This window comes from Streptomyces sp. NPDC101225 (genome assembly GCF_044767585.1).
GTDB lineage: Bacteria > Actinomycetota > Actinomycetes > Streptomycetales > Streptomycetaceae > Streptomyces.
In genome coordinates this window covers 1-13,923 of sequence record NZ_JBIWOE010000001.1, presented here as the reverse complement: position 1 = coordinate 13,923, position 13,923 = coordinate 1, and the positions used below count along the sequence as shown (strand labels likewise).

Annotated in this window: 11 protein-coding genes; 7 read left to right on the top strand and 4 right to left on the bottom strand. The window is 72.4% G+C overall.

Going from position 1 to position 13,923, the window contains the following annotated elements:
• Positions 1-22: 22 nt before the first annotated feature.
• The gene (locus ACIRPX_RS00055; protein WP_404186962.1) at positions 23-1,738 is read right to left on the bottom strand and encodes an IlvD/Edd family dehydratase; all 1,716 of its coding nucleotides are present in this window, start codon (positions 1,736-1,738) and stop codon (positions 23-25) included.
• A gap of 129 nt (positions 1,739-1,867) precedes the next feature.
• On the opposite strand from ACIRPX_RS00055, the gene ACIRPX_RS00050 reads away from it, so the two are divergent.
• A complete protein-coding gene (locus ACIRPX_RS00050) occupies positions 1,868-2,899 on the top strand; it encodes a zinc-binding dehydrogenase (RefSeq protein ID WP_404187478.1) in 1,032 nt (343 codons plus the stop codon).
• A gap of 33 nt (positions 2,900-2,932) precedes the next feature.
• On the opposite strand, the gene ACIRPX_RS00045 is transcribed toward ACIRPX_RS00050, so the two are convergent.
• The gene (locus ACIRPX_RS00045) at positions 2,933-5,413 is read right to left on the bottom strand and encodes a SpoIIE family protein phosphatase (protein ID WP_404186961.1); all 2,481 of its coding nucleotides are present in this window, start codon (positions 5,411-5,413) and stop codon (positions 2,933-2,935) included.
• Positions 5,414-5,670: 257 nt separating this feature from the next.
• Here ACIRPX_RS00045 and ACIRPX_RS00040 point away from each other — a divergent pair, with 257 nt between their 5' ends.
• The 3 genes from ACIRPX_RS00040 to ACIRPX_RS00030 are packed head-to-tail and all read left to right on the top strand — an operon-like array spanning position 5,671 to position 8,853.
• Complete coding sequence (locus ACIRPX_RS00040) at positions 5,671-6,759, top strand: sugar ABC transporter substrate-binding protein (protein WP_404187477.1); 1,089 nt, start codon at positions 5,671-5,673, stop codon at positions 6,757-6,759.
• 37 nt (positions 6,760-6,796) lie between these two features.
• A complete protein-coding gene (locus ACIRPX_RS00035; RefSeq protein ID WP_404186960.1) occupies positions 6,797-7,579 on the top strand; it encodes an ATP-binding cassette domain-containing protein in 783 nt (260 codons plus the stop codon).
• 5 nt (positions 7,580-7,584) lie between these two features.
• Entirely contained in the window at positions 7,585-8,853 is a 1,269-nt protein-coding gene (locus ACIRPX_RS00030) for a sugar ABC transporter permease (RefSeq protein ID WP_404186959.1), read from the top strand.
• 60 nt (positions 8,854-8,913) lie between these two features.
• On the opposite strand, the gene ACIRPX_RS00025 is transcribed toward ACIRPX_RS00030, so the two are convergent.
• Positions 8,914-9,159, bottom strand: coding sequence for a hypothetical protein (locus ACIRPX_RS00025; RefSeq protein ID WP_404186958.1), 246 nt, complete (start codon positions 9,157-9,159; stop codon positions 8,914-8,916).
• Positions 9,160-9,547: 388 nt separating this feature from the next.
• Complete coding sequence (locus ACIRPX_RS00020; protein WP_404186957.1) at positions 9,548-10,876, bottom strand: enolase C-terminal domain-like protein; 1,329 nt, start codon at positions 10,874-10,876, stop codon at positions 9,548-9,550.
• Positions 10,877-11,352: 476 nt separating this feature from the next.
• On the opposite strand from ACIRPX_RS00020, the gene ACIRPX_RS00015 reads away from it, so the two are divergent.
• From ACIRPX_RS00015 to ACIRPX_RS00005, 3 genes are all read left to right on the top strand, one after another.
• Complete coding sequence (locus ACIRPX_RS00015; protein ID WP_404186956.1) at positions 11,353-12,357, top strand: sugar ABC transporter substrate-binding protein; 1,005 nt, start codon at positions 11,353-11,355, stop codon at positions 12,355-12,357.
• The gene (locus ACIRPX_RS00010) at positions 12,357-13,433 is read left to right on the top strand and encodes an ABC transporter permease (RefSeq protein WP_404186955.1); all 1,077 of its coding nucleotides are present in this window, start codon (positions 12,357-12,359) and stop codon (positions 13,431-13,433) included. The genes ACIRPX_RS00015 and ACIRPX_RS00010 overlap by 1 nt, the downstream gene beginning before the upstream one ends.
• Before the next feature lie 4 nt (positions 13,434-13,437).
• The coding region (locus tag ACIRPX_RS00005) for an ATP-binding cassette domain-containing protein (RefSeq protein WP_404186954.1) at positions 13,438-13,923 on the top strand (486 nt) is incomplete at its 3' end.

The following is a 13,923-nucleotide window of genomic DNA, read 5'->3' as shown; positions in this document are numbered from 1 at the left end:
CGGGCACCGCGCCGTACGGCGGTCAGTGGGACTCGCGGGTCACCGCCGAGCCGCTGGAGCCGACCAGGAAGTCCAGGTCGGCTCCGGTGTCGGCCTGCAGGACGTGGTCGACGTAGAGGCGCTCCCAGCCGCGGCGGGGAGCGGCGAAGCCCGCGAGGGTGGCCCGGTTCGGGGTGCGGCGGGCCAGCTCGTCGGCCGGCACGTCGACGTCGATACGGCGGGCCTCGACGTCGAGGCTGATGACGTCCCCGGTGCGCACCAGGGCGAGGGGCCCGCCCGCCGCGGCCTCCGGGGCCACGTGCAGGACGACCGTGCCGTACGCGGTGCCGCTCATCCGGCCGTCGCAGACGCGGACCATGTCGCGCACGCCCTGTTCGAGGAGCTTCTTCGGCAGCGGCATGTTCGACACCTCGGGCATGCCCGGGTAGCCCCTGGGCCCGCAGCCGCGCAGGACGAGCACGCAGTCGGCGTCGACGTCGAGCTGGGGGTCGTCGACGCGTGCGTGGAAGTCCTCGATGCTGTCGAAGACGACGGCGCGGCCGCGGTGGCGCAGCAGGTGCGGCGAGGCGGCGGCCGGTTTGATCAGCGCGCCGTCGGGCGCGAGGTTGCCGCGCAGCACGGCGATACCGCCCTCGGCGACCAGCGGTTCGGCGCGGGTGCGGATGACCTCGCGGTCCCAGATCGGCGCGTCGTCGAGGTGGCCGGTGAGGGGTTCGCCGGTGACGGTCGTGGCGGCGGGGTCGAGGAGGTCGCGTACCTCGCGCAGGACGGCGAGCAGCCCGCCGGCCCGGTGGAAGTCCTCCATGAGGAAGCGGCCAGCCGGCAGCAGGTCCACCAGGAGCGGCACGCGGGAGCCGATGCGGTCGAAGTCGTCGATCGTCAGGCCGATGCCCAGCCGGCCCGCGAGGGCCAGGAGATGCACGACCGCGTTGGTCGAGCCGCCGATGGCGGCGAGCGCGACGATCGCGTTGTGGAAGGACGCCTCGGTGAGGAACGTCGCCGGTCTGCGGTCGGCGGCCACCATCTCCACCGCCAGCCGGCCGGTGCGGTGCGCGGCCTCCAGAAGCCGGCTGTCGGGGGCGGGAGTTCCGGCCGTGCCGGGCACGACCGTGCCGAGTGCCTCGGCGACCAGGGCCATCGTCGAGGCGGTGCCCATGGTGTTGCAGTGCCCGCGGCTGCGGATCATCGCCGACTCGGAGCGGGTGAACTGCTCCTGGGAGAGCGTGCCGGCCCGGACCTCCTCCGACAGCCGCCACACGTCGGTGCCGCAGCCCAGCGGGGTGCCGCGGAAGGTGCCGGTGAGCATGGGGCCGCCCGGCACGACGACCGCGGGCAGGTCCACGGAGGCGGCGGCCATCAGCAGCGCCGGGATGGTCTTGTCGCAGCCGCCCAGCAGGACCACGCCGTCGACCGGGTTGGCGCGCAGCATCTCCTCGGTGGCCATCGCGGCCATGTTGCGCCAGAGCATGGCGGTGGGCCGCATCTGGGTCTCGCCCAGCGACACCACGGGCAGCTCCAGCGGGATGCCCCCCGCCTCGTACACGCCGGCCCGCACCGAGGCCGCGACCTCGCGGAGGTGCGCGTTGCAGGGGGTCAGGTCCGAGGCGGTGTCGGCGACGGCGATCTGCGGCCGCCCGCGGAAGGCGTCGTCCGGGGCGCCCCGCCGCATCCACGCCCGGTGGATGTAGGCGTTGCGGTCCTGGCCCTCGTACCACTGCGCGCTGCGGAGCCCGGCCATGCGGTTCCTTCCGGCCGTCGGGTACGGCGGTCTACAGTCTGGATCGCCATGGAGCATACGCAGCCGTCCGAGGACCGCGGTATCCCGACGGCGCCGGCCCCTGCCCGGGCGCCCGCGGGGCGTGGCGTCATGCGCGCCTTCGTCCTGACCGCGCCGGGCGCGTACGCGGTCCAGGAGGTCGCGGTGCCCGTGGCCGGCCCCGGAGAGGTCGTCGTCGACGTCGAGCGGGCCGGCGTGTGCGGCACCGATGCCGAGTTCTTCACCGGCGAGATGGCCTACCTCCACCAGGGCCACTGCGCCTACCCGATGCGGCCCGGGCACGAGTGGGCCGGCCGTGTCTCGGCGGTCGGTGCGGGCGTCGATCCGGCGTGGACGGGCCGGCGTGTCACGGGCGACACGATGCTGGGCTGCGGCACCTGCCGCCGTTGCCTGCGCGGGCGTCAGCACGTGTGCGGGGAGCGGCAGGAGGTCGGCATCCGCGGGGCGCGGGCGGGCGCCCTGGCGGAGCGACTCGCGGTGCCCGCCTCGTCGTTGCACGCACTGCCCGACGCCGTCGATCCCGTGCTGGGCGCGCTGGTGGAGCCGGGCGGCAACGCGCTGCGGGCCGCGCGGGCCGCCGCGGCGGGTCCCGGGGACCGGGCCCTGGTCCTGGGGCCGGGCACGATCGGGCTGCTGGCCGCGATGTTCCTGCGGGCCGATGGTGCGGAGGTCCATCTGATGGGCTGCAGCGACAGCTCCCTCGCCTTCGCCCGTGAACTGGGCTTCGCGCACGTGTGGGCTCAGGGTGCCCTTCCCGGCCTGCCCTTCGACGCGGTCGTGGACGCCTCGAACGCCGCCCATCTGCCGGAGCTGGCCCTGGAGTTGATCGAACCGGGCGGCCGCCTCGTGTACATCGGGCTGGCGGGCGGACGCAGCGCGGTCGACACCCGTTCACTGGTCCTGAAGGACGTGACCGCGGTGGGCATCCTGTCCGCCTCCCCCGCCCTGGACGCCACCGTCCGGGCCTACGCGTCCGGTGCGGTCGACCCGAGACCGCTCGTCGCCGCCACGGTGGGCCTGGACGACGTGGGGCCGGTGCTGTCCGGTGCGCGTCCGCCCGGCGCCGGGCCCGGGCCCAAGATCCATGTCGACCCCACCGCCGGGTCACGGGCGCGGCCGTAGCCGGCCGCCGCCCGCGCGCGGCCCGGGACACGGTCAGCCGTCCGGCGGCCGCTCCTCCACCCGCGGTACGGCGATCTCGCTCCAGACCTGCTTGCCGCCGGCCACCGGCATGGAGCCGAAGGCCTCCGACATCGCCTCGACGAGCATCAGGCCGCGGCCGCCGGTCGCCTCCCAGTCCACGATCACCGGCTTGGCGGGCGCCCGCGGCTGGGAGTCGCTGACGCAGACGCGCACCCGGTCCCCGCGGAGGGTGAGGTCGAGGCGGACCGGGCCCTGGGTGTGCACCAGCGCGTTGGTGACCAGCTCGGACACCACCAGCAGCACCGCGTCGGCCATGTCGGCGACGTGCCAGGCGCGCAGCGTGCGCGCGGTGAAGCGGCGGGCGTGCATGACGGCGTCGGGCAGCCGCCACACGACCCACCCGGCGCGGATCGGCCGGGTCCGCATGCCGTCGTAGCGGAGCAGCAGCAACGCCACGTCGTCCTCGCGGCGGCCGTCCTCACCGAGCAGGCGGTCGGCCATCCGCCCCAGATCGCCCGGGTCGGCGGCGGCGAGGGCCGCGCGCGTGCGGTCCATGCCCTCGTCGACGGGGAGATCGGCCGCCTCCACCAGGCCGTCGGTGAGCAGGGCGAGCACCGTCCCGGGTGCCAGCTCGACCGCGGTCATGGGGAATTCGGCCTCCGCGTGGATGCCCAGCGGCAGTCCGCCCTCAACCTCTATCTCCTGTGTGCCGCCGTCGGGGCGGCGGACCAGCGGTGCGAGGTGGCCGGCCCGGACGAACAGGGTGTTGCCCTCCTCCAGGTCGAGTTCGGCGTAGCAGCAGGTGGCGAAGAGGTCGGTCTCCATGCCGACGAGGAGGCGGTTGGCGTGCGCGACGACCACGTCCGGCGGATGGCCCTCCACCGCGTAGGCCCGGACCGCCGTACGCATCTGGCCCATGATGGTCGCGGCCGCCGCGCTGTGCCCCTGGACGTCGCCGATGACCAGCGCCACCCGGTCCTCGGACAGGGCGATGACGTCGTACCAGTCGCCGCCCACCTGAAGTCCCCGCCGTGCGGGCAGATAGCGGGCCACGGCCTTCGCGCCGGGCAGTTCGGGCAGGCGGCGGGGCAGCAGGCTGCGCTGGAGCATCGTGGCGAGCTCCTGCTCGGCGTCGTGCTCGTGCGCGCGCTGGAGGGCCTGTCCGACCAGTGCCGCGGTGGCGGTCAGCAGGGACCGCTCGTCGGGCAGGAAGGCGTGCGGCCGGTCCCAGCCGACCAGGCACACGCCGGCGATGCGTCCCCGGGCGGGCAGCGGCAGGACGGCCAGCCCTCCCTCGCCGATGCCCGCGAGTCCGGCCTCGAAGGCGGATCCGGCCGGCCACAGGTCCAACCGGCCGTCGCGCAGGGCCAGCTGCAGGGTGGGCAGGGAACTGACCGGCGCGTCGGGCCACTCCGAGCGCCACTGGGCGCGCCAGCTCTCCGGCCAGCAGTCGGGCTGCGGCGGATCGAGCACGGTGACCGTCAGCCGGTCGCCCTGCAGTTCGGCCAGCGCCACCCGGTCGGCCCCCAGCGGCTCACGCAGCGCGGTGACCACCACGCGGCCCACGTCGGGGACCGTGGTGGCGTCGTCGAGCGCCGCGGTCAGCCACTGGATGCGGGAGACGTCGTCGGACCCGCGGCGCAGGACCCGGGTCGCCGTCACCACACCCAGGACGCGCTCCGGGCCGGCGTCGCCGCCGGCCACGACCCGGCAGCTCAGGCTCAGCCAGCGCATCTCGCCCGCGGGCCCGCGGACGCGGAACTCGAGCTCCCGACGGGCGGACGGCTGGGCGGCCGGTTCCAGCACCGAGACCAGGGCGTGCATGTCCTCCGGCACGGCGTGCGCGAGCAGCGTGTCCGCCTTGCCGTCGAAGTCGGCCTGTGCGATGCCGAGCAGGCCGAGGAGGGTCTCGTCCGCCTCGACCACGCCGGTGTCGGGCACCAGGACGAAGGAGCCGGCGTGCAGATTCCGCAGGGCGGGCCGCAGCACCGGTGACGGCACGGATCCGCGGGCACCGGCCGGCAGCACGCGGGCGACGGCGTCGGCGTACCGCTCCAGGAAGTGCCGCTGCTCGGCCTCGAAGCCGGTGCCGGAGACCCCCACCACGACGAGGCAGCCGAGCCGTACGCCGTCCGCGGTGAGCGGCAGCGCCCCGAGCGGGGCGTCGGCGCGCGGCTCGCCGTAGGTGGCCAGGTCCGCGGGGCTCAGCCACAGGGGCCGGCCGGTGCGGAAGGCGTGCGCCGCGGGCGAGCCCTCGGCCAGGGGGACACGCTCCGACAGCCGGTGGGCGGAGACCTGGCGGCACACCGTCTCCGCCTGGCGCAGCTCGTCCTCGCCGGGCACGTAGACGGCCGCCACGGCCACCCCGGCGAAGGCCAGCACCTGGTCCCCCGCCGCCTCGGACGGCGCAGGCACCACACCGGTGTCCGCGGCGTCGGCCCCGGATGCCCGCGGCGGAGAGACTCCCGCCCGGGCTCGGCCGTCGTGAGCCATGTCGGCAGCCACCTCCCGTCCGCGCCGCGGCTGAGATCGGGCATCTACTCCCCAGCGTCCCATACCCCGCCGTATCGCACCTGGACCCTGCGGCGGCCCGGCGGATCGGCCGATCCACCGGCGGCGCACAGCCGTTGCGCGGCCGTCGCCGCGTTCGCATGTCCTCGCGGCCGGTGCCACACTGACGACAGGTCGTCCCGCCACGCGCACGTGGGCGTCCCAGAAGGATCTCCGCCCCGGAGGGAGGTCCCCCGGTGATGAAGGTCTGCGTACGGGGCGCGGCGCTCGCCATGACGGCTGTCTCCACGGCCGTGGCCCTGGCCGCCTGCGGATCGGGCGCCGCGGACCGGCCCGGCGACGGCCGGACACCGAGGATCGCCGTGCTGCTTCCGGACGCCACCACGGCCCGCTGGGAGACGCGGGACAGGCCCCTGCTGGAGAAGAGGATCACGCAGTTGTGCCCCGACTGCAGCATCCAGCACGCCAACGCCCGGGGTGACGTGGCGATCCAGCAGGAGCAGATGGACTCCGTGATCACCTCGGGCGTCGACGCCATCGTGCTGGTGGCGGTGGACGCCCGCTCGCTGGGCACCGCGGTCACCAAGGCGGCCCAGGCCGGCATCCCGGTGATCTCCTACGACCGCCTCTCCGAGGGCCCGATCTCCGGCTACGTCTCCTTCGACGGCGAGGAGGTCGGCAGGCTCCAGGGCAGGGCGCTGCTGAAGGCCATGGGCCGGCACGCGACGAGCCCGCGGATCGTGATGATGAACGGCGATCCCACCGACCCCAACGCGGTGTCGTTCAAGAAGGGGGCCCTGTCCGTGCTCGACGGAAAGGTGAAGATCGGCAAGGCGTACGACACCCTGAAGTGGCGGACCGAGACCGCGTACTTGAACATGTCGGGCGCGATCGCCGCTCTCGGCGCCGACCGGATCCAGGGGGTCTACGCCGCCAACGACGGTCTCGCCGCCGGCAGCATCTCCTCCCTGAAGGCGAACAAGGTCGCCGCGCTGCCCCCCGTCACCGGGCAGGACGCCGAGCTGGGTGCCGTGCGGCGCATCGTCGCCGGCGAGCAGTACATGACCGTCTACAAGCCCTTCGATCCCGAGGCCTCCGCCGGCGCCGCCATGGCCGTGGCCGCGGCCCGCCGCAACCCGCTCGCCGAGGTGGGCAGGGACAAGGTACGCACCAGCCTGGGGACGTCGGTGCCGGCCGTCCTGCTGACACCCGTCCCGGTGACCGCCGGCACCATCAAGGACACCCTGGTCAAGGACGGCTTCTACACCGTCCGGCAGATCTGCGTCCCCAGGCTCCTGGCCGCCTGCGGCAAGGCCGGACTGCTCTGACACGCCCGCCTCGACCGGGCCGGGCCCCGGGAAGGAGATGGTTTCCGTGCCGGCTGCCCCCTTGCTGGCGCTGCGCGGGGTGTGCAAGCGCTTCGGTGTCGTCGAGGTGCTCAAGGACATCGAGCTGGAGATCCACGCGGGCCAGGTGCTCGCCCTGCTCGGCGACAACGGCGCCGGCAAGTCCACCCTCGTCAAAGTGATCTCCGGCGTCTCCCCCGCCGACAAGGGCGTCATCGAGTGGGAGGGCCGCACGGTGCAGATCAGGCGTCCGCACGACGCCCGGGACCTCGGCATCGCCACCGTCTACCAGGACCTCGCGCTGTGCGGGAACCTCGACGTCGTCGGCAATCTCTTCCTCGGCCGGGAGATCCGCAGGTTCGGCTTCCTCGACGAGATGGAGATGGAGAGCCGCACCATCGGCCTGCTGGAGCGCCTGACCCGGTCCGTGCCCGATCTGCGCGCCCCCGTCGTCTCCCTCTCCAGCGGCCAGCGCCAGGCGGTGGCCATCGCCCGCTCGCTCCTCGGCGACCCGCGGGTCCTGCTGCTGGACGAGCCGACCGCCGCGCTGGGCTTCGAGCAGACCAACGAGGTGCTGGATCTCGTCGACGCGCTGCGGGAGCGCGGCACGGGCGTCCTGCTCATCAGCCACAACATGGGCGACGTCAAGGCGCTCGCGGATCGCGCGGCGGTGCTGCGGCTCGGCCGCAACAACGGGTTCTTCAACGTGAACACCGCGTCCCAGGAACAGATCATCGCCTCGATCACCGGTGCCTCGGAGAACGTGCCGCGCCGGACGGCCTCCTACGAGACGAGGTGGTGACCGCGATGCGCGACACCGCGGAGAACCCGCGGGCCGACGGCGCCGAACCCGTCGCGGAGGGCCGGCCGGCGCGAGGCGGACCGGTGGCCCTCGCCCTGCGGAGCGGGGGCGCGGCCCTGGGGCGCCGGTTCCGCGCCGGCGAGCTGGGCTCGCTCCCCGTCGTCCTGGTGCTGGCCACGGTCTGGATCATCTTCCAGTCCCTGAACGCGAACTTCCTCTCGCCCCGGAACCTGTCGAACATCAGCGTCGACATCGTGGGCACGGGAATGATCGCGGTCGGCATCGTCTTCGTGTTGCTGCTCGGGGAGCTCGACCTGTCCGTCGGCTCGATCAGCGGACTGGCCGCGGCGATCTTCGCGGTCCTGAACGTGGACAACGGCGTGCCCGAATGGATCGCCCTGGTCGCCGCGGTGCTCGCGGGCACCGCGGCGGGTGCCGTCCAGGGCTACTCCTGCGCCAAGACGCGGGTGCCGGCCTTCGTCCTGACCCTCGCGGGGCTGCTGACCTGGAACGGCCTGATGCTCGCGGTGCTCGGTACGGACGGCACCGTCAACCTCGACGAGACCGGCCTGGTCGCCAAGCTGACCAGCTACTACTTCACGAACGACGCGGTCGCCTACGGCCTGGCGGCGGTCGGCGCGGGCGCGGTGTTCACGATCTCGTACCTGGACCGGCGCCGCCGCGTGGCCGCCGGCATGCGGCACCGTTCGATGCGGTACATCGCGGTGCGTACGGGCGCGATCGCGGTGACCGCGTTCGTGTCGGCCTATCTGCTCAACCGGTTCCAGGGCCTGCCGCTCGCCCTGCTGATCTTCCTCGTGGTGGTGGCCGGCCTCGACGTGGTCCTGCGCCACACGCGCTACGGCCGCCAGGTCTACGCCCTCGGCGGCGGCGTCGAGGCGGCCCGGCGCGCCAGCCTCAACGTGACGGGCATCCGGACCGCGGTGCTCGCGGTCTCGGGGACGATGGCCGCGGTCGGCGGCCTGTTCCTGGCCTCCCGGATCACCTCGGTGAGCCAGAGCTCGGGGTCGGGCCTGCTGCTGCTCAATGCCATCGCGGCGGCCGTCATCGGCGGTACCAGTCTGTTCGGCGGGCGCGGGACGACCTGGACCGCGGTGCTCGGCATGCTCGTCATCCAGTCGATCTCCTCCGGCATGGCGATCACGGACACGCCCACGGCCGTGCAGTTCGTGATCACGGGCGGGGTGCTCTTCGCCGCGGTGGTCATCGACGCACTGGCCCGCCGTTCGCAGGAGGCCCACGGGCGGGCCTGAACGGAATGCGGCCGTGGGCCCCGGATCGGGTGATCCGGGGCCCACGGCGAACTGCCCGTGTCAGGCCGACAGCGGGGTCTGCAGGCTCGCACCCGCGGTCAGGCCCTGCGGCGAACCCGAGGCGACGAGGCCGCCGGCGACCTCACCGAACGGCGTCTGCAGGTTGAGACCGCCGGAGCCGCCGACCGCGAGGCCACCGAGCGGGAGGCCGCCGAGCGGAAGGTCACCGAGCCCGAGACCGCCCGAGACGTTCTCCAGCTCGGCGTCGGACATCTCGGCCGTCTCGACCTGGGGGACAAGGTTCATGACGCGCGATTCCTTTCGAATGACCATGACGGAATGGCAGAGTTCGCCCGATTCCCGAAAAGGAGAACCTCTCCCGCGATCTGCACCACGCGGAGGATCAAAGCATGACCGCATGCGCGCAGCCACCCGGACGGGGCGCTCCGGGAGGCCGCTGCGACATGGGGCTTCGTCGGCGTGACCGCCGGGTGACCGAACCCTTCGACTCCTTCACAGAGTTCGCCGCCGTGCTGCACCCCCGGGTGTTGCCCCCGGTTTTCCCATCGGCGGCTTGTCCGGCATCGCCCGCGGGCTCCGGCGAGGACATCACGGCGTTCCGGATTCCCTGCGCCCCGCCCGTGAAAGGTGTGCAGGTTCACCGGAGTTTCGGTGACACGGGCCCGAGCCGGGCTCATCGCACCAGGCAGGGACGCTTGGCGTCGAAGGCCCAGTCCTCGATCAGATACCGCATCCCCACGGCGTCGTCGCGACTGCCCAGCGCCTTCTCCTCGTACAGCTCGTGGGCCGCGCGCAGCCGGTCGCGGTCCAGGCGGACGCCCAGGCCGGGGGTGTCCGGGACGGGGACCTCGCCGCCGGTGATCCGCGGGGGTTCCACGGTCAGGCGCTCCAGCCCCTCCTGCCAGATCCAGTGGGTGTCCAGGGCGTTGTACTCGCCGGGGGCCGCCGCCCCGCAGTGCGCCATCATGGCCAGGGAGATGTCGAAGTGGTTGTTGGAGTGGCAGCCCCACGTCAGTCCCATCGCCTGGCACAGCTGCGCGACCCGTACCGATCCCTGCATGGTCCAGAAGTGCGGGTCGGCGAGCGGGATGGAGACCGACTGCAGGGCGAGGGCGTGGGTGAGCTGGCGCCAGTCGGTGGCGATCATGTTGGTCGCCGTCGGCAGTCCGGTGGCACGGCGGAACTCGGCGAGGATCTCCCGGCCGGAGTAGCCGCCCTCCGCGCCGCACGGGTCCTCGGCGTAGGCGAGCGTGCCGAGGAGCGGACGGCACAGCTCCACCGCTTCCCGCAGCGACCAGGCGCCGTTGGGGTCCAGGGTGATCCGGGCCCCGGGGAACCGCTCCTTGAGCGCGACGACCGCCTTGACCTCCTCGCTTCCGGGCAGGACGCCGCCCTTGAGCTTGAAGTCCCGGAAGCCGTACAGCTCGTGACTGGCCTCGGCCTGGCGGACGATCGCCTCGGGGGTCAGCGCCTCCTCGTGCCGGATGCGGTACCACTCGACGTCCGCGCCGGGTTCGCGGACGTAGTCCAGATCCGTGCGGTCCGGGTCGCCGACGTGGAAGAGGTAGCCCAGGACCCGTACGGCGTCGCGCTGGCGGCCGTCGCCGAGCAGGGCCGCGACGGGGACCTCCAGGTGCTGGCCGAGCAGGTCCAGGAGGGCCGACTCGACGGCCGTGACCGCGTGCACCGCGGTGCGCAGGTCGAAGGTCTGGGTACCGCGTCCGCCCCGGTCGCGGTCGGCGAACGCGTCCTGGATTGTGCGCAGCACGCGTTTGTGGTCGCCGAGGCGGGCGCCGGTGACGAGGTGCTCGGCCGCGCGCAAGGTCCGCGTGATGGCCTCGCCGCCCGGCACCTCGCCCAGGCCGGTGCGCCCTTCGGAGTCCTCCAGGACGAGGACGTTGCGGGTGAAGTAGGGGGCGTGCGCGCCGGAGAGGTTGAGCAGCATGGAGTCCCGGCCGGCGACGGGATACACGGAGAACGCGGTGACGACGGGCTGGCTCATGACGGCGGCTCTGCTCTCGTGAGGACGGACGGGACGGCGGCGGAATCCGCGAGGACGCTCGGCGTGATCGGTCCCCGACTTGATCGCGTCGACGACGGACCGCCTCATCCTCCCCGCAGAGCGTCCCCCATGAAAGACGTCGTCTACATGGGGAGACGATCGGCGGCATCGCCACGCGGAGCCCCGGCCCGGCGGAGCGGACGCCTCCAGGCCGACGCCGGACACCTTGTCGATACGTCATGACAAAGCTATTGACATCACCTGTGGGTCACTTCATAGTACGAGCACCTAGCGCGCACTAGTAACGCGCTCTAGTCGCTCCGTACAGGCCTCCACCCACGGCCGTCGAGCACCACGTCTCCCCGCCGCACAAGGCGCTCCCGAGCCGTTCGCCCGTCTCCCCGGACCGGGCGATGACCTTCGGCAAGGCCGAAACCCCACTCCCCAACCGATCAGCACAGCGAGGTGCAAGGGACATGCACAGACTCCACCGAGCCGCCACTCTCACCGCCGCGATCGTCGTCGGCACCCTGGTGGCCACCGGCTGCTCCAGCAGCACCGGTGGGAAGAAGTCCGAGGAAGGCGACGCGGCGGCTTCCGCAGGCAAGGCCAACACGCCCCGCATGACGGTGGCCATGGTCACCCACGCCTCCCCCGGCGACACCTTCTGGGACCTCATCCGCAAGGGCGCCCAGGCAGCTGCCGCGAAGGACAACATCAAGCTCGTCTACTCCTCCGACCCCAACGCCGGCAACCAGGCCAACCTGGTGCAGAACGCGATCGACCAGAAGGTCGACGGCATCGCCCTGACCGCGGCCAAGCCCCAGGCCATGAAGGACGTCATCGCCAAGGCCGGTTCCGCCGGCATCCCCGTCGTCGGCTTCAACTCCGGCGTCAGCGACTGGAAGAAGCTCGGCATGCTCGAGTACTTCGGCCAGGACGAGAACATCGCCGGCCAGGCCTTCGGGCAGCGGCTCAACCAGCTCGGCGCCAAGCACGCCCTGTGCGTGATCCAGGAACAGGGCCAGGTCGCCCTCGAAGCCCGCTGCGCGGGCCTGAAGAAGGGGTTCGGCGGCAAGACCGACATCCTCTACGTCAACGGCACCGACATGCCGTCGGTGAAGTCGACGATCACCGCCAAGCTCAAGCAGGACTCCTCCATCGACCAGGTCGTCACGCTCGGCGCCCCCATCGCCCTGACCGCCGTGCAGTCGCTCTCCGACGCCGGCTCCAAGGCCAAGGTCGCCACCTTCGACCTCAACAAGGACCTGGTCTCCGCGATCCAGAAGGGGACCGTCGAATTCGCCGTGGACCAGCAGCCCTACCTGCAGGGCTACCTCGCCGTCGACGCGCTGTGGCTGTACCGGACCAACGGCAACTTCAGCGGCGGCGGCGCCGCACCCGTCCTGACCGGACCGGCCTTCATCACCAAGGACAACGTGGACGCCGTCGCCGAGTTCGCCGCGAAGGGCACCCGGTGATGAGCATGACCCAGCATGCCGAGCCGGCGGTGACCGCACCGCCGGCCCCCGGCCCCCGGCAGGCCGACGGCCGCACGGCCAGGCGATCGCCGCTGGCCAAGACGTTGGCCCGGCCCGAGGTGGGCGTCCTGCTCGGCGCCGCGGCGGTGTACGTGTTCTTCCTGATCGCGGCGCCGCCCGTGCGCGACGGCAGCTCGATGGCGACGGTCCTGTACCAGTCGTCGACCATCGGCATCATGACGCTCCCGGTCGCCCTGCTGATGATCGGCGGCGAGTTCGACCTGTCCGCCGGTGTCGCGGTCATCACCTCGGCGCTCACCGCCAGCATGACGAGCTATCAACTCACCATGAACGTATGGGTCGGTGTGGCCGTCGCGCTGGTCGTGTCGCTGGCGATCGGCTTCTTCAACGGCTGGATGGTCGTCAGGACCGGTCTGCCCAGCTTCCTGGTCACCCTGGGCACCTTCCTGATCCTGCAGGGCGTCAACCTCGCGGTGACCAAGACGGTCACCGGCAACGTCGCCACCGACGACATCAGCAACATGGCGGGCTTTGACCAGGCCAAGAAGGTCTTCGCGTCGTCGTTCGACATCGGCGGCGTCCAGGTGAAGATCACCGTGCTCTACTGGCTCGTCTTCGCCGCGCTGGCCACATGGTTGCTGATCCGCACCAGGTACGGCAACTGGATCTTCGCGGCCGGCGGCAACAAGGACAGCGCCCGCGCCGTCGGTGTGCCCGTGACGTTCACCAAGATCTCGCTGTTCATGCTGGTCGGCGTAGGTGCCTGGTTCGTCGGCATGCACCAGCTGTTCACCTTCAACACCGTGCAGTCCGGCGAGGGCGTCGGCCAGGAACTGATCTACATCGCGGCCGCGGTGATCGGCGGCTGCCTGCTGACCGGCGGCTACGGCTCGGCCGTCGGCCCGGTCTTCGGCGCCTTCATGTTCGGCATGGTGAACCAGGGCATCGTGTTCGCCGGGTGGAACCCGGACTGGTTCAAGGCGTTCCTCGGCGTCATGCTGCTCGGCGCCGTCCTGATCAATCTGTGGGTCCGCCAGTCGGCGACCAGGAGGTGACCTCATGACATCCACCGACCAGGCCGGCACGCACGGCGCGATCATCGCGGACGCCGGGCCGGAGCACGAGGACGTGGTCGTCGAGCTGCGCGACGCGGGCAAGTCCTACGGCAACATCCGCGCCCTGCACGGGGTCAGCCTCCAGGTCCGGCCCAGCCAGGTCACCTGCGTCCTCGGCGACAACGGCGCCGGCAAGTCCACCCTGATCAAAATCATCTCCGGCCTGCACCAGCACACCGAGGGCGAGTTCCTCGTCGACGGCCGCCCGGTGCGCTTCTCCACCCCGCGCGAGGCCCTCGACCAGGGCATCGCCACCGTCTACCAGGACCTGGCGACCGTCCCGCTGATGCCGGTGTGGCGCAACTTCTTCCTCGGCTCCGAGATGACCAAGGGCTCCTGGCCGCTGCGCCGCCTGGACATCGCACGGATGAAGCAGACCGCCGACCACGAACTGCGCGAGATGGGCATCGTCCTGGACGACCTGGAACAG